At 61.4% G+C, this 22,337-nt stretch carries 22 protein-coding genes; 15 read left to right on the top strand and 7 right to left on the bottom strand.

The annotated features are described in order from the left end of the window. Window positions 1–97: 97 nt before the first annotated feature. From CAF76_RS05135 to CAF76_RS05120, 4 genes are all read left to right on the top strand, one after another. A complete protein-coding gene (locus tag CAF76_RS05135; protein WP_064600232.1) occupies window positions 98–1,195 on the top strand; it encodes a polyamine ABC transporter substrate-binding protein in 1,098 nt (365 codons plus the stop codon). Window positions 1,196–1,268: 73 nt separating this feature from the next. Next, window positions 1,269–2,411 (top strand): ABC transporter ATP-binding protein, encoded by a 1,143-nt coding sequence (locus CAF76_RS05130; protein ID WP_007953506.1) that lies wholly within the window; start codon window positions 1,269–1,271, stop codon window positions 2,409–2,411. A 35-nt stretch (window positions 2,412–2,446) separates the two neighbouring features. Beyond that, window positions 2,447–3,328, top strand: coding sequence for an ABC transporter permease subunit (locus CAF76_RS05125; protein WP_170844921.1), 882 nt, complete (start codon window positions 2,447–2,449; stop codon window positions 3,326–3,328). After that, window positions 3,325–4,215 carry an ABC transporter permease subunit gene (locus tag CAF76_RS05120; protein ID WP_007953503.1) on the top strand — a complete coding sequence of 297 codons (891 nt, stop codon included), beginning with the start codon at window positions 3,325–3,327 and terminating at the stop codon, window positions 4,213–4,215. Before CAF76_RS05125 ends, CAF76_RS05120 begins: the two co-directional genes overlap by 4 nt. A 58-nt stretch (window positions 4,216–4,273) precedes the next feature. On the opposite strand, the gene CAF76_RS05115 is transcribed toward CAF76_RS05120, so the two are convergent. After that, complete coding sequence (locus CAF76_RS05115; RefSeq protein WP_085647009.1) at window positions 4,274–4,915, bottom strand: HD domain-containing protein; 642 nt, start codon at window positions 4,913–4,915, stop codon at window positions 4,274–4,276. Window positions 4,916–5,105: 190 nt separating this feature from the next. Here CAF76_RS05115 and CAF76_RS05110 point away from each other — a divergent pair, with 190 nt between their 5' ends. Then, window positions 5,106–6,071: a GlxA family transcriptional regulator gene (locus tag CAF76_RS05110; protein WP_085647008.1), complete on the top strand. Its 966-nt coding sequence runs from the start codon at window positions 5,106–5,108 to the stop codon at window positions 6,069–6,071. Window positions 6,072–6,341: 270 nt separating this feature from the next. On the opposite strand, the gene CAF76_RS05105 is transcribed toward CAF76_RS05110, so the two are convergent. After that, on the bottom strand, window positions 6,342–8,753 hold the full coding sequence (locus CAF76_RS05105) for a penicillin acylase family protein (protein ID WP_085647007.1): 2,412 nt from the start codon (window positions 8,751–8,753) through the stop codon (window positions 6,342–6,344). A 103-nt stretch (window positions 8,754–8,856) separates the two neighbouring features. Further along, window positions 8,857–9,435 (bottom strand): DUF6436 domain-containing protein, encoded by a 579-nt coding sequence (locus CAF76_RS05100; RefSeq protein WP_085647006.1) that lies wholly within the window; start codon window positions 9,433–9,435, stop codon window positions 8,857–8,859. 97 nt (window positions 9,436–9,532) lie between these two features. On the opposite strand from CAF76_RS05100, the gene CAF76_RS05095 reads away from it, so the two are divergent. Next, window positions 9,533–10,483, top strand: a complete 951-nt coding sequence (locus CAF76_RS05095; protein WP_039765400.1) for an alpha/beta hydrolase — start codon at window positions 9,533–9,535, stop codon at window positions 10,481–10,483. Between the two features lies 1 nt (window position 10,484). Here CAF76_RS05095 and CAF76_RS05090 read toward each other — a convergent pair whose 3' ends face one another. Further along, window positions 10,485–11,237: a DUF2059 domain-containing protein gene (locus CAF76_RS05090; protein ID WP_085647005.1), complete on the bottom strand. Its 753-nt coding sequence runs from the start codon at window positions 11,235–11,237 to the stop codon at window positions 10,485–10,487. Window positions 11,238–11,345: 108 nt separating this feature from the next. Between CAF76_RS05090 and CAF76_RS05085 the strand changes: the two genes are divergently transcribed. Both CAF76_RS05085 and CAF76_RS05080 read left to right on the top strand, forming a co-directional pair. Then, window positions 11,346–11,978, top strand: a complete 633-nt coding sequence (locus CAF76_RS05085) for a 2OG-Fe(II) oxygenase (RefSeq protein ID WP_007953495.1) — start codon at window positions 11,346–11,348, stop codon at window positions 11,976–11,978. A 1-nt stretch (window position 11,979) separates the two neighbouring features. After that, window positions 11,980–12,465, top strand: a complete 486-nt coding sequence (locus tag CAF76_RS05080) for a DUF523 domain-containing protein (RefSeq protein WP_085647004.1) — start codon at window positions 11,980–11,982, stop codon at window positions 12,463–12,465. Window positions 12,466–12,476: 11 nt separating this feature from the next. Here CAF76_RS05080 and CAF76_RS05075 read toward each other — a convergent pair whose 3' ends face one another. Then, window positions 12,477–13,055: a transporter substrate-binding domain-containing protein gene (locus CAF76_RS05075; RefSeq protein WP_085647003.1), complete on the bottom strand. Its 579-nt coding sequence runs from the start codon at window positions 13,053–13,055 to the stop codon at window positions 12,477–12,479. A 132-nt stretch (window positions 13,056–13,187) separates the two neighbouring features. Here CAF76_RS05075 and CAF76_RS05070 point away from each other — a divergent pair, with 132 nt between their 5' ends. Then, on the top strand, window positions 13,188–13,613 hold the full coding sequence (locus tag CAF76_RS05070) for a DUF4399 domain-containing protein (protein ID WP_085647002.1): 426 nt from the start codon (window positions 13,188–13,190) through the stop codon (window positions 13,611–13,613). A gap of 62 nt (window positions 13,614–13,675) precedes the next feature. Here CAF76_RS05070 and serA read toward each other — a convergent pair whose 3' ends face one another. Next, window positions 13,676–14,905 (bottom strand): phosphoglycerate dehydrogenase, encoded by a 1,230-nt coding sequence (serA, locus tag CAF76_RS05065; protein ID WP_007953487.1) that lies wholly within the window; start codon window positions 14,903–14,905, stop codon window positions 13,676–13,678. 204 nt (window positions 14,906–15,109) lie between these two features. Between serA and CAF76_RS05060 the strand changes: the two genes are divergently transcribed. The 4 genes from CAF76_RS05060 (at window position 15,110) to CAF76_RS05045 (ending at window position 19,433) form a co-directional block, all read left to right on the top strand. Continuing rightward, window positions 15,110–16,504: an FAD-binding oxidoreductase gene (locus CAF76_RS05060; protein WP_039765411.1), complete on the top strand. Its 1,395-nt coding sequence runs from the start codon at window positions 15,110–15,112 to the stop codon at window positions 16,502–16,504. A gap of 40 nt (window positions 16,505–16,544) precedes the next feature. Further along, the gene (locus tag CAF76_RS05055) at window positions 16,545–17,210 is read left to right on the top strand and encodes a fumarylacetoacetate hydrolase family protein (protein ID WP_007953483.1); all 666 of its coding nucleotides are present in this window, start codon (window positions 16,545–16,547) and stop codon (window positions 17,208–17,210) included. A gap of 264 nt (window positions 17,211–17,474) precedes the next feature. Continuing rightward, entirely contained in the window at window positions 17,475–18,398 is a 924-nt protein-coding gene (locus CAF76_RS05050; RefSeq protein ID WP_085647001.1) for an SdiA-regulated domain-containing protein, read from the top strand. Between the two features lie 117 nt (window positions 18,399–18,515). Continuing rightward, complete coding sequence (locus CAF76_RS05045) at window positions 18,516–19,433, top strand: SdiA-regulated domain-containing protein (RefSeq protein WP_085612010.1); 918 nt, start codon at window positions 18,516–18,518, stop codon at window positions 19,431–19,433. 84 nt (window positions 19,434–19,517) lie between these two features. Here the strand turns inward: CAF76_RS05045 and rpiA are convergent, their stop codons facing one another. Next, window positions 19,518–20,192 (bottom strand): ribose-5-phosphate isomerase RpiA, encoded by a 675-nt coding sequence (gene rpiA / locus CAF76_RS05040; protein ID WP_007953476.1) that lies wholly within the window; start codon window positions 20,190–20,192, stop codon window positions 19,518–19,520. Window positions 20,193–20,340: 148 nt separating this feature from the next. Between rpiA and ilvA the strand changes: the two genes are divergently transcribed. Together ilvA and CAF76_RS05030 are read left to right on the top strand one after the other, a co-directional pair. After that, a complete protein-coding gene (ilvA, locus tag CAF76_RS05035; protein WP_011336426.1) occupies window positions 20,341–21,855 on the top strand; it encodes a threonine ammonia-lyase, biosynthetic in 1,515 nt (504 codons plus the stop codon). Window positions 21,856–21,896: 41 nt separating this feature from the next. Continuing rightward, window positions 21,897–22,310: a DUF2269 family protein gene (locus CAF76_RS05030; RefSeq protein ID WP_039767881.1), complete on the top strand. Its 414-nt coding sequence runs from the start codon at window positions 21,897–21,899 to the stop codon at window positions 22,308–22,310. Window positions 22,311–22,337 lie beyond the last annotated feature (27 nt).

The following is a 22,337-nucleotide window of genomic DNA, read 5'->3' as shown; positions in this document are numbered from 1 at the left end:
TTCGAAGGTAAGTTGCGCGCCGGTTTTGTTGCCGGGCAACCGTGACTGTCATGCAGCACGGGGCAACTTGGGCCCAACTAAATCAGAGGACCTCCACTTGCCTATTTTTTCTTCTTTGCGCAATGCCCTGCTGGCCGCTGCCGGCCTGACGTTCGCTGTCGGTGCCCACGCCGCCGGTACTGTGCATATTTATAACTGGTCGGATTACATCGGCGAGACCACCCTGGCCGATTTCCAGAAAGAAACCGGGATCAAACCGGTCTACGACGTGTTCGACTCCAACGAAACCCTGGAAGGCAAGCTGCTCGCCGGGCGTACCGGTTACGACGTGGTTGTGCCGTCGAACCACTTCCTCGGCAAGCAGATCAAGGCGGGCGCTTTCCAGAAGCTCGACAAGGCGCAACTGCCGAACTATTCCAACCTCGATCCGGTGCTGCTCAAGCGCCTGGAACAGAACGATCCGGGCAACCTGTACGCCGTGCCGTACCTGTGGGGCACCAACGGCATCGGCTACAACGTCGATAAAGTGAAAGCCGTGCTCGGCGTCGACAAGATCGACTCCTGGAGCGTGCTGTTCGAGCCGGAGAACATCAAGAAGCTGCACAGCTGCGGCGTGGCGTTCCTCGATTCGGCCGATGAAATGATGCCGACCGTGCTCAACTACATGGGCCTGAATGCCAACAGCACCAATCCCAAGGATTACGAGAAGGCCACGGCCAAGTTGCTGGCGGTGCGTCCTTACGTGACCTACTTCCATTCCTCGAAATACATCGGTGACCTGGCCAACGGCGACATCTGCGTGGCCATCGGTTTCTCCGGCGACATCTTCCAGGCGAAGAATCGCGCCGAAGAAGCCAAGAAAGGCGTGAACATCGCCTACTCGATCCCGAAAGAGGGTGGCGCGCTGTGGTTCGACATGCTGGCGATTCCGAAGGATTCGGCCAACGTCAAAGAGGCCCACGCCTTCATCAACTATTTGCTGAAACCTGAGGTGATCGCCCAGGTCAGTGATTACGTCGGTTACGCCAACCCCAACCCGGGTTCGGACAAGCTGATGGAGCAGTCCATCCGCACCGACGAGTCGGTTTATCCACCGCAGGCGGTGCTCGACAAGACCTACGTGTCGATCGAGCTGCCACCGAACATTCAGCGTTTGATGACCCGCAGCTGGACCAAGGTCAAGTCGGGTAAATAGCGTCAACGTACCAACTATCCTGGGTTCGTCTTGCGTGGGCGGACTGCACTCTTTTTTTCTGGGAGTTTCGTAAATGGCAGTTGCCTCCGGCGCCTATAAGAAAGCCCTCGAGGGCGACCAGACACCGAAACAGGTGCTGGTCAAAATCGACCGGGTCACGAAGAAGTTCGACGAGACGGTTGCCGTGGACGATGTGTCCCTGGAAATCAAGAAGGGCGAAATCTTTGCCCTGCTCGGCGGTTCGGGATCGGGCAAATCCACTCTGCTGCGGATGCTGGCAGGGTTCGAACGGCCCACGGAGGGGCGCATTTTCCTCGACGGCGTCGACATCACCGACATGCCGCCGTACGAGCGACCGATCAACATGATGTTCCAGTCCTACGCCCTGTTCCCGCACATGACCGTGGCGCAGAACATCGCCTTCGGCCTGCAACAGGACAAGATTCCCAAGGCCGAGATCGACGCCCGCGTGGCCGAGATGCTCAAGCTGGTGCAGATGAGCCAGTACGCCAAGCGCAAGCCGCACCAGTTGTCCGGCGGCCAGCGTCAGCGTGTGGCGCTGGCCCGTTCGCTGGCCAAGCGGCCGAAGCTGCTGCTGCTCGACGAGCCGATGGGCGCACTGGATAAAAAACTGCGTTCGCAGATGCAGCTGGAGCTGGTGGAGATCATCGAGCGCGTCGGCGTGACCTGCGTGATGGTGACCCACGACCAGGAAGAGGCCATGACCATGGCCGAGCGCATCGCGATCATGCACCTGGGCTGGATCGCCCAGATCGGCAGCCCGATCGATATCTACGAAACCCCGACCAGCCGTCTGGTCTGCGAATTCATCGGTAACGTGAACATCTTCGAAGGCGAAGTCATCGACGACGCCGAAGGCCACGCGACCATCACCTGCAAGGACCTCGACCGGCAGATCTACGTCGGCCACGGCATCAGCACCTCGGTGCAGGACAAGTCCGTGACCTACGCGATCCGTCCGGAAAAACTGCTGGTCACCGCCGATCAGCCGACCTGCGAGTACAACTGGTCGAGCGGCAAGGTGCATGACATCGCCTACCTCGGCGGCCACTCGGTGTTCTACGTCGAATTGCCGAGCGGCAAGCTGGTGCAGTCGTTCGTGGCCAATGCCGAACGCCGTGGCGCACGTCCGACCTGGGGCGATCAGGTCTACGTGTGGTGGGAAGACGACAGCGGCGTGGTACTTCGTTCATGAACATGCGCAAATTCAAACGCCGGCTCAATCGAATAATTCCCGGTGGCCGCCAACTGGTTATCGGGGTCCCGTTCATCTGGCTGTTCCTGTTCTTCATGCTGCCGTTCTTCATCGTCCTGAAGATCAGCTTCGCCGAAGCGGACGTGGCCATCCCGCCGTACACCGAGATCTACACCTACGCCGAGCAGAAGCTGCAACTGCTGCTGAACCTGGGCAACTACGCGATGCTCGGCGACGACGAGCTGTACATCGCCGCCTACCTCGGCTCGCTGAAGATGGCGTTTTTCAGCACGTTGTTGTGCCTGTTGATCGGCTACCCCATGGCCTACGCCATCGCCAGCGCCCGCAAAGAGCTGCAAACGGTGCTGGTGCTGCTGATCATGATGCCGACCTGGACCGCGATCCTGATCCGTGTCTATGCGTGGATGGGCATCCTCAGCAACAACGGCCTGCTCAATGGTTTCCTGATGAGCATGGGTTTGATCGACGAGCCGCTGCAGATCCTCAACACCAACCTGGCGGTGTACATCGGCGTCGTCTACTCGTACCTGCCGTTCATGATCCTGCCGCTGTACGCCAACCTGGTGAAGCACGACACCAGCCTGCTGGAGGCCGCTTCCGACTTGGGTTCTAGTACCTTCAACAGCTTCTGGAAAATCACCGTACCGCTGTCCAAGAACGGCATCATCGCCGGCTGCATGCTGGTGTTCATCCCGGTGGTGGGCGAGTTCGTGATCCCGGAACTGCTGGGCGGTCCGGAAACCCTGATGATCGGTAAAGTGCTCTGGCAAGAGTTCTTCAACAACCGTGACTGGCCGGTGGCTTCCGCCCTGGCGGTGGTGATGCTGGCGATCCTGATCGTGCCGATCATCCTGTTCAACCGCAGTCAGGCCAAGGAAATGGAGGGTAAAGAATGAAGCGCTTCCGTTTCTCCAGCCTGATGCTGGTGCTCGGCCTGTTGTTCATCTACCTGCCGATGCTGATCCTGGTGATCTACTCGTTCAACGCCTCCAAACTGGTAACGGTTTGGGGCGGCTGGTCGGTGAAGTGGTACGTCGGCCTGCTCGACAACTCGCAACTGATGGGCTCGGTGGTGCGCTCGCTGGAAATCGCCTGCTACACCGCGATTGCCGCCGTGGCGCTGGGGACGCTGGCAGCCTTCGTGCTGACCCGTATCACCCGCTTCAAGGGTCGCACGCTGTTCGGCGGCCTGGTCACCGCGCCGCTGGTCATGCCTGAGGTGATTACCGGTCTGTCGCTGTTGCTGCTGTTCGTGGCGATGGCGCAGATGATCGGCTGGCCGCAGGAGCGCGGCATCGTCACCATCTGGATCGCTCACACCACATTCTGTGCGGCGTATGTGGCGGTGGTGGTGTCGGCCCGTCTACGTGAGCTGGATCTGTCGATCGAAGAAGCGGCGATGGACCTCGGTGCGCGGCCGTGGAAGGTGTTCTTCCTGATCACCATTCCTATGATCGCGCCGTCGCTGGCGGCGGGCGGCATGATGTCGTTCGCCCTGTCGCTGGATGACCTGGTATTGGCGAGCTTCGTCTCCGGCCCGGGTTCGACGACCCTGCCGATGGAAGTGTTCTCGGCGGTGCGCCTGGGCGTGAAGCCCGAGATCAACGCCGTGGCCAGCCTGATTCTGCTGGCGGTGTCGCTGGTGACCTTCCTGGTCTGGTTCTTCAGCCGCCGTGCCGAAGAAGCCCGCAAGAAAGCGATTCAGCAGGCCATCGAAGAAGGCGCTGCGGATTCGTGGAAGCAACCGGACGTGCGCCGGGCGCCGACGCCGGAAGCGGCTTAAGTCTGCGGACACAAAAAACCTCGCGACCGGAAACGGTCGCGAGGTTTTTTTATGCCGGTCAGGAAACCCAGGGCGACTGGCGAATCACCTCGACGAAATTCATCGGCGTGAACCCCGGCACCTGATCCTTCAGCACATCGGTCTTCACATTGCCGAACGTGGTCTGCGGACGATGACGCAGACCATCGGCGAACGCGCAGATGATGCATTCCTTGAAGCCCTCGCCCCGTGGATGCGCATGCACCACCGCCTCACGCTGCACCGTGGTGAACGCCGCGTAGTCCATGCCCAGCACGTCCATCTCGACGCCTGCGGTCACCAGCGCCACGGTCGGACGCAGATGCTTCGGCACTCCCGGCGTGGTGTGCAGGGCGATCGACAGCCACACCTGCTCGATGTCGTCATCGCTCAACCCGTACGGTTTGAGAAACGCTGCGGCTGCGTTGGCGCCATCGACTTCGAAGCGCTCGTCGTCGCTGCGGTGACCTTCGACCAGACCCAGGTCGTGGAACATCGCGCCGATGTACAGCAACTCCGGATCGTAGGCCAGTTGCTTGCGTTCGCCGCTCAAGGCACCGAACAGAAACACCCGGCGCGAGTGGTGGTAAAGCAGATCGGATTCGATGTCGCGAATGTATTCGGTGGTGGCCCGGGCGAGGGTGCTGTCGGGGATCCGGATACCGGCAATGGTCGTGGTCATGTTGAGCTTCCTCGTCGAAAACGCCGTCACGGCGCTGATGGAGAAAGTCTGTTCCCGGTGGCCAGACCGGACAATCGATCCATGGCTGCGATCCTTGCCAATCCACCTGCAAATCGTGCCAGCTCGCTTCTGCGGCGAGGATTGGCTAGGGTTGGCGCTGATCCGCCATTCCCCGGGAGCTGACATCGTCATGAACAGAACCGTCGCCATCGTGGTGTTTCCCGGCGTGCAGGCGCTGGATGTCAGCGGGCCGATGGACGTGTTTGCCGAGGCCAACCGCTTCCTGGTGCCGGAGGATCATTACCGGCTCGAGGTGATCGGCGTCGAGCGCGGGCCGATGGCGTGTTCCAACGGGCTGACCCTGAGTGCGCATTGGCACTTCAGCGACGTGCAGGACGCTTACGACCTGCTGCTGGTGGCCGGTGGGCCGCAGTTGCCGTTCCTGGATTTCGGCGAGACGTTCGATGCCTGGCTGCGCGAGGCCTGTGGGCGGGCGCGGCGTTTTGGCTCGATCTGCAACGGCGCGTTCATGCTCGCCCGTGCCGGGTTGCTGGACGGGCGTACGGTCACCACCCACTGGAACGACGCCGAAGCTCTGGCGCAGTTGTGCCCGTCGAGCCGAGTCGAGGCTGATCGGTTGTACGTCGAGGACGGTCAGCTCTACACCTCGGCGGGGGTGACGGCGGGGATCGATCTGTCGCTGTACCTGCTGGCGCGTGATCACGGGGCCGAGGTGGCGCTGAGCGTGGCCAAGCGGCTGGTGGTGTTCACCCAGCGCTCCGGCGGGCAGTCGCAATTCAGTCCGTTCCTCACGCCCCATGCCGAGCCGACGTCGGCGGTGGCGATGGTGCAGCTGTATGTGCTGGCCAATCTCACCGGCGACCTGACCATCGCCGACCTGGCGAATGCCGCGAACATGAGTGCGCGGAATTTCTCTCGGGTGTTTGCCAGGGAGGCGAAAGTCACCCCGGCGGAATTCGTCGAACGGGCGCGGGTGGATGCGGCGCGGGTGATGCTCGAAAGCACCACGGCGCCGCTGAAGACGGTGGCGTATCAGTGCGGGTTTCGTGATGCGCAACATATGCGCAGCGTGTTCAACCGGCGGCTGGGGGTGACGCCGCAGCAGTTTCGGTTGAATTTTGCGGCGATGGTTTGAGTGGTGATCGACTTTGGATCGCAACCCCTCACCCCAGCCCTCCCGAAACGTTGGACCGCCCCGAGGGAGAGGGGGCCGACCGAGTTGTCTTGCGCCCTACATCGACCTGAACGAGTGGTGTCGATGATGCATTTGGCGCCGAATGCTTTGCTGCGATATTGGATTCAGCCGAATTCGTTCAGGTCGGCGTATCTCTCCAATATCCCCCAATCGGTTCCCTCTCCCTCCGGGCGGTCCGACGTTTCGGGAGGGTTAGGGTGAGGGCGGCTTTTAAGGCGCAGCCCGCTTAGGCAGCAACTTCAGAGTACTGCGCGTATTCGCCGTCACCTCTTCATCACTGAAGTGCGCCTGCACATACAGCCCGTCCACATAGGCCTCCGCCTGATCGTCATAGTGGCTGTCGAACGGCACGCCACTCTGGCCGACCGGGTTGATCGTCAGGCTGTGAGCCGGGTCGGCGAAGTCCACCAGCCGGCGGGTCGACGGGCCGTAGGTCACCGGCCACGGTGCCGGACCGATCTTCGCCGAGAGGTTGTTCGGCACTTCATGGGAGCCCGGTGCGGCGAACGGGCCGACGTTGAAAATGCGATCCAGCGGCTTCTGCTGGCCCAACGGATGACCATGGGTCAGCGTATGGGCCTTGCCCCATTGCCAGCCGGAAGCGTCGTCGCCGAGGGTCGACTTCAGGTGCGCCATGCTGGCCTGCCACGCGCTGCGCACGGTGTCGACGCGGGTCTTCTTGTTCGGCGTGCCGCGGTTGTCCCACCACGGCGAATCGGCATTCGCCGCCAGCCGGGGCAGGGCGGCATCGATCACTCGGGTCGACAGCAGGGTTTCGAAGAAATCATTGCCCAGCTCATCGCGCATTGCCGCATCGGCGAGGTTGAACAGGAACTGGTTGAACACCGTCGCACTGACCGAATCCAGCGGGTAGTCGCCTTGCCATATGGCCAGTTGTTCGATCAGCTTCTGCTCGGCAGGATTGCCCGCCACCTCGCGCAGCACCGGCAGCAACGGCGCCAGCAGACGCGGGCCGTAACCGGTGGTAGTGCCCAGTTGCAGCTTCTGGTTGGCCTCGTTGTCCCACTTCACGTTCTTGTCGGCGAGCTGGCGGTTGAGCTGCTGGCCTCGGTCGGCGAGGTTGTAGTAACCGGGAATCTCCATGCCGGTCGGTGACACCGGCTGGAAGTTGGCCGAGACGATATAGCCCCGCGCCGGGTTCTCTTCCTGTGGGTTGGCGCTGAACGGGAAGTAACCGTCCTTGTCCGCCTGATTGCTGCTGCCGTCGAGAATGAAGCCAGGCTTCACCCCGGCCGGACGCTTGGGCAGCAGCGCCGAGGCCCACCAGGCGATATCGCCCTTGGCGTTGGCGTAGACGATGTTCAGTCCCGGTGCCTGCACCTTGGCCGCTGCGGCGCGGGCCTTGGCCAGAGTGTCGGCGCGGTTGAGCTGATAGAAGCCTTCGAGGATCGGGTTAGGTGTTTCGAGAAACGCCCACCACATCGCAATCGGGGTTTTTCCGGCGGCGCTGCCGAGGGCGTCGTTGACGATCGGCCCGTGGGGCGACTGGCGCAACGTGATGGACACCGGGGCCTGGCCTTTCACCGCGATCTGCTGCTCGGTCTTGACCATGTCGGTCCACTGGCCGCGATACCAGACCTGATCCGGGTTGTCCGGATTGACCTTCTCGGCGATCAGATCCAGGTCATCGTTCTGGAACATGGTCAGGCTCCAGCCGAAATCCAGGTTGTGGCCGAGAAAGGCAAACGGCACCAGCGCCTGATGATGACCGTAGAGTTCGAAGCCCGGCGCCGACAGCTGCGCCTCGTACCACACCGACGGCACCGAAAAGCGAATGTGCGGATCGCCGGCCAGCAAGGGCTTGGCGCTCTTGCTGTGGCTGCCGGCGATCACCCAGGCGTTGCTGCCTTCGAACTGCGGCAGGCCATTGTCGATCAGCGCCTGTTGGCTGACGCGGGCGAGGGTGTTCAGGTCTTTCCAGTCTTCGGCGGCGAGGGTCGGTACGCTGCTGGCGTGGCCCTTGGCGAGCACGCCCTTGGGCTGCCAGTCGAGGTCGAAGACGTTGAGGTAATCGGCGCCCAGTTGATCGCGCACGTAGGTCAGCAGAGGTTCGGTGCGAAACGCGGCGGCAAAGCTGTAGGCCATGTAGCCGGCGACGCTGATGCTGTCCTCGGCGGTGAACGGCCGCTTGGGGATGCCCAGCACGTCGAACTCGATCGGCGCGGCATGCGAGTCCTGATATTGATTGATGCCGTCCAGATAGGCTTGCAGGGCCTTCCACGCCGGGGACTGCTTGTCGAGGCCGGCCACGTAACTGGCGGCGCGCTCGCGGATGCGCAGGCTGCGGAACAGTTTGTCGGTGTCGAGCAGTTTCGGCCCGAGCACTTCGGCCAGTTCGCCCCGGGCGAGACGGCGCATGGCCTCCATCTGAAACAGGCGATCCTGGGCGTGGACATAGCCGAGGGCGCGATAGAGGTCGGTTTCGTTTTCAGCGCGGATGTGCGGCACACCGCGCTCGTCGTAACGCACGGTCACCGAACCTTGCAGGTTGCGCAATTCCACCTGGCCCTGACGCGTCGGTTGCTTGCTGTAGACATACCAGCCGCCGGCGGCGAGCAGGACAACGATGAGCAAGGCAAGAACGGTGAAGACGCGTTTCATGGTGACTCCTTGTGCATTCGGGATTGCCGCCCGTGCGGGCTGCAAACAATTAGCACACGCCTCGTGTGCTGCGCATCGCCGTCCTTGAAATGTCCGGAATGCCTTACTTCGTCTCCGCCGGCCACGGGCAGTAGCAACCAACCGCCAACGTATGAGTCGCATTGACCGGGCGATCATCACTCAACGCTTGCAGGATCGGTTCGATAAAACTGTTGCTGGAGTTGCACGTCAGGCCTTCGCTGTACGGGCCGAAGTACGCCAGTCTGCCGCTGCGGTCCCAGATCGCCACGGCCGGGCTCGCGGGGATCTGTTCGGAGCCGGGCAGCACCGCGATGGTTTTAAGATTGCTCAGGGTGGCGGGCAACTGGCCGTGGCTGCCGGCCTTCTGCACGGCAAAGAATTCCACGCCCCTGGGGCCGAACTGTTCGACCATCTCGGTCAGGTGCTGTTGGTTGCCGACGTTGCATGGGCAGGCGGGATCCCAGAAGTGCACCAGACGGATATTGCCAGGGCCGGCGAGGTCGTCGGGCAAGCGCAGCGGGTCACCGGAAAATACCGCAGTGTGTTCGCTGAACGCCCGCAGGTAGCGGCCCTGAAACCAGTCGTATGCGGCCCACAGCACGCCGGCACACACGATGGCGAGCAGGCTGGCAAACAGTGCGGTGCGGTAGGGCGAACGCATGGTTTTGATTCCTCGAAGGCCGGCTAGCTTGCCATGCTTGCCGCGACAGATGAATATCGCAGGCCGATAAAGTCCGTTTACCGTTCTGGAATTGCCCATGTCTGTTGCTTTCGATCCCGATCATCTGCGTGCGAGCCTCAAGCCTCTGGCCGAGTGGCAGCCGTTGTCCGAGGAGGCGAAGGCGTATCAGCGGTTCTACAAGACAGACTTCCCCGAGCGTGATGTCTGGCGTGGCATGGGCCGGTTCGACATCGATGGCTATCAACTGGTCAGCCATTGCTGGTGGCCGGCGGAAACGGCCAGGGCCACGCTGTTTCTGGTGCACGGTTTTTATGATCACACTGGTCTTTACCGGCATGTGATCGAGTGGGCACTGGATCAGGGCTTCGCCGTGATTGCCTGCGATCTGCCGGGGCATGGTCTGTCCAGCGGCGAGCGGGCGAGCATCCGCGACTTCTCCGAATATCAGGATGCGCTGCAAGGCCTGTTCGCCGAGGCGCGCTCGATGGCCCTGCCGCAGCCTTGGCACCTGTGCGGGCAAAGCACCGGCGGGGCGATCATTGTCGATCACGTGCTCAATCATGGTGAAAACAGCCCGGCGCAGGGGCAGCTGATTTTGTTGGCGCCGCTGGTGCGTCCGCGTGCCTGGGGCTGGTCGCAGTTCAGTTATTACCTGCTCAGGCCTTTTGTCAGGGGTATCGCCCGGCGTTTCAGCGAGAACTCCAATGACCCGGATTTCCTGCCGTTTCTGCAGGCCGATCCGTTGCAGCCAAAACGCTTGCCGACCGCATGGGTCGGGGCGTTGTCACGCTGGATCAACCGGGTTGAATACGCGAAGAAAAGTCCGCGCCGGCCGCTGATTGTTCAAGGCCAGGCGGACATGACCGTGGACTGGCAGCACAACCTGCAGGTGTTGAAGTGGAAGTTCGACCGGCCACAGATTCTGTTGCTGGCCGAGGCACGGCATCACCTGGCCAATGAGACGGCGGAAATGCGCGAGGAGTATTTCGAGTTCTTGAGCAAGCGGATCAAGGGCCGCAATCCCTAGATCACTGGTTGAGATTCGAGGTGCTCTGACCGACGGCCAGCCCGGCGCGGATCGCGGCCAGCGCGGCCTGATAGTAGGCCTTGCCTTCGGTGGATTCGGCAAAGGTCGCGAACTCTTCCAGCTCTTCATCCGACAGGTCGCGATAGACGTACAGCAGCGTGTTGTTCAGGTCGGCGCCGATCTGATCCATCAGGCGCTGGCGTTGACCGTTCAACATGCCCTGGGCCTGACCGCCGCCGAGCAGGCCGGGGATCATCGAGCTCAGGCTGTCCGCTGCCACGCCGGCAATCGCCAGGCTGACTTCGGCGCCGGCTTCACGGGCGGGCAGGGCCTGGGCGAGGTGGCCAATGATCAGCAGGCGGCTGTCGCTGGCCGGCATCTTCGGCAGGCCCTTGGCGTTCTTTGCCAATTGATCGCGACGGGTCGCCAGCAGTTCGGCGGCGACGATCTTCTTGCCCAACGGAGACTGAAAGAACGACAGGGCCGGTTGCGGATCGGCGAGGTTCTTGCGCAGTTGCGCTTCGGCGCGTTGATCCACGGCCTGGGGGGCGAAGCGCTGGTTGCTGTTGTTCACCAGCGCCTGAAACACCGCCGGCGGCAGGCTGTTCTGGTAACGCTGCTGCGCGGCACTCAGGGCGTCGTTGAAATGCGCGCGTTGTTCTGGCCAGCCGGCGACCTTGTACAACTGGTCGTGGCCGTCCGCCCAGGCGGGCAAAACGCAGAACATCAACAGTGAAAAAAGCAAACGGCGCATAAGGACTCCTGTCGGCAGCCGACTATTCTCCGTGCGGTGCCAGTACTTGTCGAGAATTCGTATCAAGCCGCCGCGTGGCTCTGTCGGATTTCTTGCCGCAGGCATACTATGCGCGCCATGCAAATATCCTCTGATCACCCGCTGCTGTTACGTATCGTCGACGACCTGGCCGAGCGCGGCTGGTCGCAGCAGAACATTTTCCTGCCTGCGGATTTGACCCGCGCACTGGCGGCCGAGTGCCGCAAACGTGACGCTGAAGGTGAACTGGCGCCGGCGGGGGTCGGACGTGGCCCGTTTTCGGAGATCCGCGAGGGGATTCGTGGCGACCATATCCAATGGATCGACCCCGGTCAGGCCGAGGCCAGTGACCGTTACCTGAACCTGATGGACAGCTTGCGTGAAGCGCTCAACCGGGGCCTGTTCCTGGGGCTTGAAGACTTCGAGTGCCACTTTGCCCTGTACCCGCCGGGTGCGTTCTACCGCAAGCATGTCGACCGTTTTCGCGACGATGACCGGCGCATGGTCTCGGCGGTGATCTACCTCAATGACGGCTGGCTGCCGGAAGATGGCGGGCAATTGCGCATGTACCTGGAGAATGATCGCGTTCATGACGTGCAGCCAACGGGCGGTTGTCTGGTGGTGTTTCTCTCCGGCGAAGTCCCTCACGAAGTATTGCCAGCCAGCCGCGAGCGGCTGTCGCTGACAGGCTGGTTCCGCCGCCGTGGCAACGAGCCGTTCTGAGATGCACAGGATTCTGGTCAGTCGCTGCCTGCTGGGCCATCGCGTGCGTTATGACGGAGGGGCCAGCGGGCCGTTCGATCTGCTCGAGCAGTGGATTGCCGAAGGACGTGTAGTGCCGCTGTGCCCGGAAGTCGCCGGTGGTTTGCCGACGCCACGCGCGGCAGCGGAGATTCCGGGCGGGCAGGGCCGCGAAGTGCTGGACGGGCTCGCCTCGGTGATCACCACCGAGGGCGAAGATGTCAGCGCACAGTTTCTCGACGGTGCGCACCAGGCGTTGGCGCTGGTGCAACAGCACGGGATTCGGGTGGCGGTGCTCAAGGCCAACAGCCCTTCGTGCGGGAATCTGTTGACCTATGACGGGACGTTCAGTGGGGTGAAGGTGAGTGGCGAGGGGGTGACCGCTGCGTTGCTGAAGCGCCATGGGGTGCAGGTCTTCAGCGAACTCGAACTGCCGCAAGCCGCACAGGCCCTCAGCTTGCTCGACTAGCCACGCTCACTTCAGTTTTCCGTAGCCTGCACGCTCAACCATTTTTTCGACAACGCCTCCAGCCGCCCATCCGCCCTGATCCGCTGCAAGGCATTCTCCAGACTCGCGTGAAACGCCGGGTTACCCTTCTGAAACGGAATCGCCAGATCCACCGGCGGCCCGACCTTCGGCTTTTCCTCAGTCAACGTCTGCACCAGCACCATCGGCCGAGGTTGCTCGTCCTTTTTCGCCAACAACTGCGCATTGACCTGCGTGTAAGGCTCGCTCACGTCGAAACGATCCTTGAGTTCCGGGGTCAGTGCTATGTGGTTGAGCGCGACGTCGTACTTGCCGCTTTCAACGCCCTGGAGCAGATCGGCTTCGTCAGTGACGATGAAGTCGGCGCGTACATCCAGTTCGTTGGCCAGCAGTTGCCCAAGCTCGACCTCGAACCCCGTGAGCGTGTCGCCGTCCTTGAAATTGAAGGGCGGTGTATTAGCCTCAAGGGCTATGCGTAACTCGCCACGGTCGTAGACGTCATCAATCAGTTCGGCGTGAGCCAGAGGGCTCAGAAGGGGAAGCAGGCAGATCAGGCCAGGCAGAAAACGCATGGTCACTCCTTTGAAATCGATATCGGCCTGTTTTCCAGGCTCGCTTTGCTATGGTTGTCGAGTGCCTTCGACAACGAATGGTCATGAAGTTGTCATGACCGTGCGGATTTTACGGAAAAACTGGAGAAGAAAATGAAAAGCTTTATGTCACGTGCAGCGTTGGCCGGTGTGCTGATGGGTGTTTCGGTACTGGCCAGTGCGGCCACACCGGCACCGAAGGGCGCCGAAGTGTTCATCGTTTCTCCCGAGGACGGAGCCACGGTTTCGCAGACCTTCACGGTCAAGTTCGGTGTAAAGGACATCGCGCTGGCACCGGCCGGTGACGTCACCAAGAACACCGGTCATCACCACCTGCTGATCGATGCCAAGGAAATCGTCCCGGCCGGTTCCGTCGTGCCGACCGACGCCAACCACATGCACTTCGGCAAGGCGCAGACCCAGGCCGACATCAAACTCGCGCCGGGCAAGCACACCCTGCAACTGGAGCTGGGTGACAGCGGCCACATGGCGTTCGATCCGCCGATCGTGTCGAAGAAGATCACCGTCAACGTCGAATGACGTTGTCGCGAGCATGAAAAAGGGAGCCCCGAGGGCTCCCTTTTTTGTCGCTCAACGCTTGATCAGAACAACACACGGCTACGGATGGTACCGTTGACGTGTTGCAGCTTCTCTTGCGCCAGCTCCGAGTACTCGGCGTCGACGTCGATCACCACGTAGCCGACCTTCTCGTTGGTCTGCAGGAACTGACCGGAGATGTTGATGCCGTTTTCGGCGAAGACCTTGTTGATCTCGCTCATCACACCCGGGATGTTCTCGTGGATGTGCAGCAGGCGGTGCTTGCCAGGGTGAGCCGGCAGGGCCACTTCCGGGAAGTTCACGGACGATACCGAAGTACCGTTGTCGCTGTACTTGACCAGTTTTTCTGCCACTTCCAGACCGATGTTGGCCTGCGCTTCAGCGGTGGAACCGCCGATGTGCGGGGTCAGGATCACGTTGTCCAGGCCACGCAGCGGGCTTTCGAACTCTTCGTCGTTGGAACGCGGCTCGACCGGGAACACGTCGATGGCGGCGCCGATCAGGTGCTTGTCCTTGATCGCAGCGGCCAGGTGATCCAGCTCGACCACGGTGCCGCGTGCAGCGTTGATCAGGATGCCGCCCTTCTTGATGGCGCGGATTTCCTTCTCGCCGATCATCCACTGGGTCGCAGCGGTTTCCGGAACGTGCAGGGTGACGATGTCGGACATGCCCAGCAGCTCGTGCAGGTTGCCGACCTGGGTCGCGTTGCCCAGTGGCAGCTTGGTCACGGTGTCGTAGAAGAACACCTGCATGCCCAGACCTTCAGCCAGGACCGACAGCTGAGTACCGATCGAGCCGTAGCCGACGATGCCCAGTTTCTTGCCACGGATCTCGAAGGAGTTGGCTGCGGACTTGATCCAGCCGCCACGGTGGCAGGAAGCGTTTTTCTCAGGGATGCCGCGCAGCAGCAGGATCGCTTCGGCCAGCACCAGCTCGGCAACGGAGCGGGTGTTGGAGTACGGCGCGTTGAACACGGCGATGCCGCGCTCGCGGGCCGCTTCCAGGTCAACCTGGTTGGTGCCGATGCAGAAACAGCCGACCGCGACCAGCTTCTTCGCGTGATCGAAGATCTCTTCGGTCAGCTGGGTGCGCGAACGAATGCCGATGAAGTGAGCGTCAGCGATCTTTTCCTTGAGCTGGGCTTCCGGCAGGGAGCCTGTCAGGTATTCGATGCTGGTGTAGCCCGCCGCCTTGAGGACGTCGACAGCCGATTGGTGGACGCCTTCGAGAAGAAGGAACTTGATCTTGCTCTTATCGAGAGAAGTCTTGCTCATCTGCGTAAACCTGTATCCCGGAGAAAAATGGCAGGAAATGGTCAACAGACATTGACCTGGACGACAAGAAAGCCGTCACCGCAGAACCGGCCTTGGGCACTGGCCTGCGGGGTCGGTATGCTAGCATAGCCACCCCGCTAAACACTCATTCCTGCGACGTGAAGCGTTCTCAGGATGACCATGAATTGTTCGAGAGTTCCGTCGATGACCAATCCTGCCCTGATTGATGAACTGAAGACCCTGGTCGAGCCTGGCAAAGTCCTGACCGATGCCGACTCCTTGAACGCTTACGGCAAGGACTGGACCAAACACTTCGCCCCGGCGCCCAGCGCCATCGTGTTTCCCAAGACCATCGAGCAGGTGCAGGCCGTCGTCCGCTGGGCCAACGAACACAAAGTGGCGCTGGTGCCGTCGGGCGGGCGCACGGGGCTCTCCGCCGCAGCCGTGGCGGCCAATGGCGAAGTGGTCGTGTCGTTCGACTACATGAATCAGATTCTCGACATCAACCTGACCGATCGCACCGCCGTCTGTCAGCCGGGCGTGGTCACCGAGCAATTGCAGAACGCGGCCGAAGAACATGACTTGTACTACCCGGTGGACTTCGCTTCGGCAGGTTCCAGCCAGATTGGCGGCAATATCGGCACCAATGCTGGCGGGATCAAGGTCATTCGCTACGGCATGACCCGCAACTGGGTCGCGGGCATGAAAGTCGTGACCGGCAAGGGCGATGTGCTGGAGCTGAACAAGGACCTGATCAAGAACGCCACCGGTTACGACCTGCGGCAGCTGTTCATCGGCGCCGAAGGCACCCTCGGTTTTGTGGTCGAGGCCACCATGCGCCTGGATCGTGCGCCGAAAAACCTGACCGCAATGGTCCTCGGCACCGCCGATTTCGATTCGATCATGCCGGTGCTGCACGCCTTTCAGGGCCGGCTCGACCTGACCGCGTTCGAATTTTTCTCCGACAAGGCGCTGGCCAAGGTCATGGGCCGGGGCGATGTCCCGGCGCCATTCGAAACCGACTGCCCGTTCTATGCTTTGCTGGAATTCGAGGCGACCACCGAAGAAGTGGCCAACACCGCCCTGGAAACCTTCGAGCATTGCGTGGAGCAGGGCTGGGTGCTGGACGGCGTGATGAGCCAGAGCGAAACCCAGTTGCAGAACCTGTGGAAGCTGCGCGAGTACATCTCCGAAACCATCTCCCACTGGACCCCGTACAAGAACGACATCTCGGTCACCGTCTCGAAAGTCCCGGCGTTCCTGCAGGAAATCGACGCGATCGTCGGCGAACACTATCCGGACTTCGAAATCGTCTGGTTCGGCCACATCGGCGATGGCAACCTGCACCTGAACATCCTCAAGCCGGACAACCTGAGCAAGGACGAGTTTTTCGCCAAATGCGCCACCGTCAACAAATGGGTGTTCGAAACCGTCGAGAAGTACAACGGTTCGATTTCCGCCGAACACGGGGTGGGCATGACCAAGCGCGACTACTTGACCTACAGCCGCTCGCCGGTGGAAATCGAATACATGAAAGCGGTCAAGGCGGTGTTCGACCCGAACGGCATCATGAACCCGGGCAAGATTTTCGCGGTTTGATTGGCAATCCCTGATGAATCAATAAAGGCAGGAGTCGGTAATGAGCTATCAGCACCAGTATGTCGACGGTACGCGGATTCATTTTCCGCTGGGGAAAGTGGTGTGCATCGGCCGTAACTACGCCGAACACGCCAAGGAACTGGACAACCCGGTGCCTACCGAGCCGTTGCTGTTCATCAAGCCGGGCAGTTGCGTAGTGCCGCTGGAAGGCGGTTTCAGCATTCCGACCGAGCGTGGCTCGGTGCATTACGAGGCGGAAATCGCCGTGTTGATTGGCAAGCCGCTGTCGACCAAACCGAGCCGCGAAGAAGTGCTGGACGCGATCTCCGGTTTCGCCCCGGCGCTGGACCTGACCCTGCGCGACAAGCAGGCCGAGCTCAAGTCCAAGGGCCTGCCGTGGGAAATCGCCAAGTCGTTCGACGGCGCGGCGGTGATTGCACCGTTCGTGGTCGGCAGCACTTTCGCCGATCTGACCGACATCGGCATTCGCCTGACCATCAACGGCGAAGTGCGCCAGGACGGTAACAGCAGCGCGATGCTCAACCCGATCGTGCCGATGATCCAGCACATGGCCGGCTGCTTCTCGCTGCAGGCCGGTGACGTGATCCTGACCGGTACGCCGGTGGGTGTCGGCCCGCTGAACGTTGGCGATGAGATCGTGCTGGAACTGCCCGGCGCCAGCCGCTTCACCAGCAGCGTTCGCTGACTGCAACTCTGAAATACCTTTGTGGGAGCCAGCCTGCTGGCGATGACGGACTGTCAGTTGATGTCTCATTCGACTGATACACCGCCATCGCCAGCAGGCTGGCTCCCACGTTTGTTTTTGTGTTGTAGCCCGCAAACACATAAGGCATTCCGGCCATTTGCCGTTTTTTTCACATTCTGTCCGGATAATTCCGGTCATTCTGGCGTCTGAGCCGGCCTCTTTGTGCTATTACCCGTAGCCTGAATTTTCGGAACGCGTCCTTTGATGTCATCTCAAACTCAGCTCAAACCCGCCCGCCGTTCACGCTTCGCCCTGCGCTGGTATTCCTGGTTGTTGCTGGCAGCCACCGCTGTGTACGGGCTGGCGTTTGCCATGCATTGGGATGACCGGGGTGTGCTGTGGCTGCTGGAGCGTTTCGAAAGCCCGTCCGAGAAGCAGGAAAGCGTCTGGCTCCCGGACTACCGGGTGGTCATCGACGCCAAGCTGCTGCCGGGGATGGAAAAGGACGAAGCTTCGGATCTGTCCTATAACCCCCAGACCAAAACCCTGTTTTCGGTGATGGGCAAGAATCCGTTTCTGGTCGAGCTGACCCTGCAGGGTGACGTGCTGCGCAAGATGCCGCTGGTGGGCTGGAGCAATCCGGAAGGCCTGACGGTGATGGAAAACGGCTTGATGGCGATTGTCGATGAGCGCGAGCACCTGCTCTCCATCGTCAAGGTCGATGCCGACACCCGCGAACTGAAGCGCGACGATTTCCCGAAATACGATCTCGGCCCCTCGAAAGACCAGAACAAGGCCTTCGAAGCCATCACCTGGGACGCCCGCAACCAGCAACTGCTGCTGGGCGAAGAGCGTCCGCCTGCGCTGTTCACCTGGAAAAGCGACGGCAGCCAGACGCTCAAGGGTGACAAGCAGAAACTCGACAGCGACGAACTCGATATTCGTAACCTGTCGGCCCTGGCGATCGACCCGCGCACCGGTCATACCCTCGTTCTGTCCGCTGATTCGCACCTGTTGCTGGAGCTGGACGAGAAGGGCGAACAGGTCAGCTTCATGACCCTGCTCGGCGGTTTCAACGGTTTGAAGAAAACCATTCCCCGCGCCGAGGGCGTGACCATGGACGAGGCGGGCTCGCTGTACATGGTCAGCGAGCCGAACCTGTTCTACCGCTTCGAAAAACAGAAGTAATTACTCCTACAGGGATTGCAGATCTGTGCAGTTGTGGCCTGAGGCAAGTGGCCATTAAGCTTCAGTTCAGACAGGCGTGATATTTCATCCGCCTGTTTTGACTCCGAGCCTGCCTGAATGCGTCGACTTGCCCGCCCCAAGCCTCTGTTCATCATCCTGTCGATGATTGCCCTGATCGCATTGATTGCGATCGGCCAATACATGCGCCTGTTCGAGCGTGCCTGGTTCAACCTGCATACGCTCTGGCAGCCGATGAGCAGCCAGTCCATCGGGCTGGATCAATATCGGGCAGAGATTGAAGCGAAAGTCATCGATGGGCTGAACGACGACGTGTCCGCGCTGACCTACGATCCGGTGCGCAAGAGCCTGTTCACCGTGACCAACAAGAATGCCGAACTGATCGAGCTGTCGCTGGATGGCACGATCCTGCGCCGTGTCGCCTTGATCGGCTTCGGCGATCCGGAGGCGGTGGAGTTCATCAGCGCCGACACCTATGTGATCACCGACGAGCGCCAGCAGCGCCTGATCAAGATCCATCTGGAGCACGACACCACGTTCCTTGATGCGGCGGACGCCGAGCAAATGACCCTCGGTGTGCACATGAGCGGCAACAAGGGGTTTGAAGGCCTGGCGTACGACTCGGTGGGCAAGCGCCTGTTCGTGGCCAAGGAGCGGGACCCGATGCTGATCTATGAAGTGCACGGTTTCCCGCACTTCAATCCGGAAAAATCCTACGCAGTACACGTGATCAACAATCCCAAGCGCGATGCCGGGATGTTCGTGCGCGATCTGTCGAGCCTGCAATACGACGAGCGCAGCGGTCATTTACTGGCGCTGTCCGACGAGTCGCGGCTGATTCTGGAACTGGATGTGGACGGGCGCCCGTTGAGCACCATGTCGTTGAGCGGTGGCCGGCAGGGTCTGAAGAAAACCGTGCCGCAGGCGGAAGGTATCGCGATGGATGACGATGGGACGTTGTATCTGGTGAGCGAGCCGAATCTGTTTTATGTCTTCAGGAAGCCTGCGCAGAACTAACCAGCACCATCTAACAATGTGGGAGCTAGCAAACTGGCTCCCACAGTTTTTTCATCTGCCCACCAAAATACGGGCAGTTTCGGCTTACTCAGCCTTCAGTGTTTTCACACCTTCGGAAGTACCCAGCAACAGCAGATCCGCCGGACGCGCCGCGAACAGGCCGTTGGTGACCACGCCGACGATCGCATTGATCTGCGCTTCCAGCTCCACCGGATTGGTGATCTGCAGATTGTGCACGTCGAGGATGATGTTGCCGTTGTCGGTCAGCACGCCTTCGCGGTAGACCGGGTCGCCGCCCAGTTTCACCAGTTGGCGGGCCACGTGGCTGCGGGCCATCGGGATCACTTCCACCGGCAGCGGGAACGCGCCCAGCACCGGCACCAGTTTGCTGGCGTCGGCGATGCAGATGAAGGTCTGGGCCACGGCCGCGACGATCTTCTCGCGGGTCAGGGCTGCGCCGCCGCCCTTGATCAGGTTCAGGTGTTCGTCGCTTTCATCGGCGCCGTCGACGTAGAACTCCAGGTTGCTCACGGTGTTCAGCTCGTACACCGGAATCCCGTGGCCCTTGAGGCGCGCGGCGGTGGCTTCGGAGCTTGCGACCGCGCCATCGAACGCGCCCTTGTGCTGGGCCAGGGCGTCGATGAAGCAGTTGGCGGTGGAGCCGGTGCCGACGCCGACGATGCTCTTGTCGTCGAGTTTCGGAAGGATGAAGTCGACGGCAGCCTGGGCCACGGCCTGTTTGAGTTGATCCTGGGTCATGCGGGCTCCGGAAGCGGGCAAGGTAAGAACGGAAAGGCCGGCATTATAGCCTCAAGCCGGGCTAAAACCTCGGGATTCGTGTGGTCGTGCGCCCGAAAGCCGGGTTAGACTCGTTGGCCCTGCCCAACCCGCTCAGTGATGCTTTCCGATGCTCGAACAGTACGTCAAGAAGATCCTCACCTCGCGCGTTTATGACGTTGCCGTAGAAACCCCGCTGCAGAACGCCCGCCAGCTCTCCGAGCGGCTGGGCAACGACATCTGGCTCAAGCGCGAAGACTTGCAGCCGGTGTTCTCGTTCAAGATTCGCGGTGCCTACAACAAGCTGACCCAGTTGAGCGACGAAGAGCGCGCTCGCGGCGTGGTCACCGCGTCGGCGGGCAACCATGCACAGGGCCTGGCCCTGGCGGCGAAAGTGTTGGGCGTGAAAGCGACCATCGTGATGCCCAAGACCACCCCGGAGATCAAGGTCGAAGGCGTGCGCTCGCGCGGTGGCAAAGTGGTGCTGCACGGCGATTCCTTCCCGGAAGCGCTGGCCTACTCGCTGAAGCTGGTCGACGAAAAAGGCTACGTCTACATCCACCCGTACGACGATCCGCACACCATTGCCGGGCAGGGCACCGTGGCGATGGAAATTCTGCGCCAGCACCCGCAGCCGCTGGATGCGATTTTCGTTCCGGTGGGCGGCGGCGGTCTGATCGCCGGCATCGCGGCCTACGTGAAATACCTGCGTCCGGACATCAAGGTCATCGGCGTCGAGCCCGACGACTCCAACTGCCTGCAAGCGGCGATGGCGGCAGGCGAACGCGTGGTGCTGCCGACTGTAGGCATCTTCGCCGACGGCGTGGCGGTGGCGCAGATCGGCCAGCACACCTTCGATATCTGCAAGGATTACGTCGACGAGGTGATCACCGTCAGCACCGACGAGATCTGCGCGGCGATCAAGGACATCTACGACGACACCCGTTCGATCACCGAACCGGCCGGCGCCCTGGGCGTGGCCGGGATCAAGAAGTATGTCGAGCAGCGCGGCGTCAGCGGCCAGACCTTCGTGGCCATCGACTCCGGGGCCAACGTCAACTTCGACCGCTTGCGCCACGTCGCCGAGCGCGCCGAACTGGGTGAAGGCCGCGAAGCGATCATCGCCGTGACCATCCCCGAGAAGGCCGGCAGCTTCAAGGCCTTCTGCGAGGCCATCGGCAAGCGCCAGATCACCGAATTCAACTACCGCTATAACAATGGCAGCGAAGCGCACATCTTCGTCGGCGTGCAGACCCACCCGGACAACGACCCGCGCAGTGCTTTGCTGGCGAGCCTGACCGAGCAGGGTTTCCCGGTGCTCGACCTGACCGACAACGAACTGGCCAAACTGCACATCCGCCACATGGTCGGCGGTCGCGCCGCGCACGTGGTCGATGAAGTGGTGCTGCGCTTCGAGTTCCCGGAGCGTCCGGGCGCGCTGTTCAACTTCCTCAACAAGCTCGGCGGTCGCTGGAACATCTCGATGTTCCACTACCGCAACCACGGCGCAGCAGACGGACGAGTAGTGGCGGGCCTGCAAGTGCCCCACGACGAACGTCATCTGGTGCCCGCAGCCCTTGAGGAAATCGGCTACCCGTACTGGGACGAAAGCGACAACCCGGCCTATCAGCTGTTTCTTGGCTGAACGGCTACGCTGATGGGTATGGCCCAAGGAAAGAGAAATACATGGAAACCCTGACCACCCTGAAAGTCCTTCATGTCGCGGCGACCGTGGTAATCCTGGCGAGCGGGCTCGGGCTCGCCGCTGCTTCCTGGCGTAATCGCAGCGAAGGGCCGGCCAGCACGATGCAGCGACCCTGGCTGTTCGTCTGGTGTCTGATGCTGATCGGCGTGCTCAGCATGCCTTTCACCGGCTGGTGGCTGGTGCACCTGGTTGGCTGGCCACTGGGGCAGTTCTGGATTCTGGGGTCCAGCGTGATCTATGCCGTGGCCACCTTTAGTGCGGTCTGGCTGCTTGTTCGGCTTAATCGGCTGTGGACAAGCGGGGTCGGCAACCGGAAATTCAATCTGGCGCTGGCGATTGTCAGCGGCGTCGGATTTCTGGCCATTGCGGCGTTGATGGGGGCCAAGCCGGTTTGAGGCTTGGCACCGTGTCGACCCGTTCGC

This window comes from Pseudomonas sp. B40(2017) (genome assembly GCF_002112855.1).
Classification (GTDB): Bacteria; Pseudomonadota; Gammaproteobacteria; order Pseudomonadales; family Pseudomonadaceae; genus Aquipseudomonas; species Aquipseudomonas pharyngis.
This window is presented reverse-complemented; position numbering and strand designations above follow the sequence as displayed.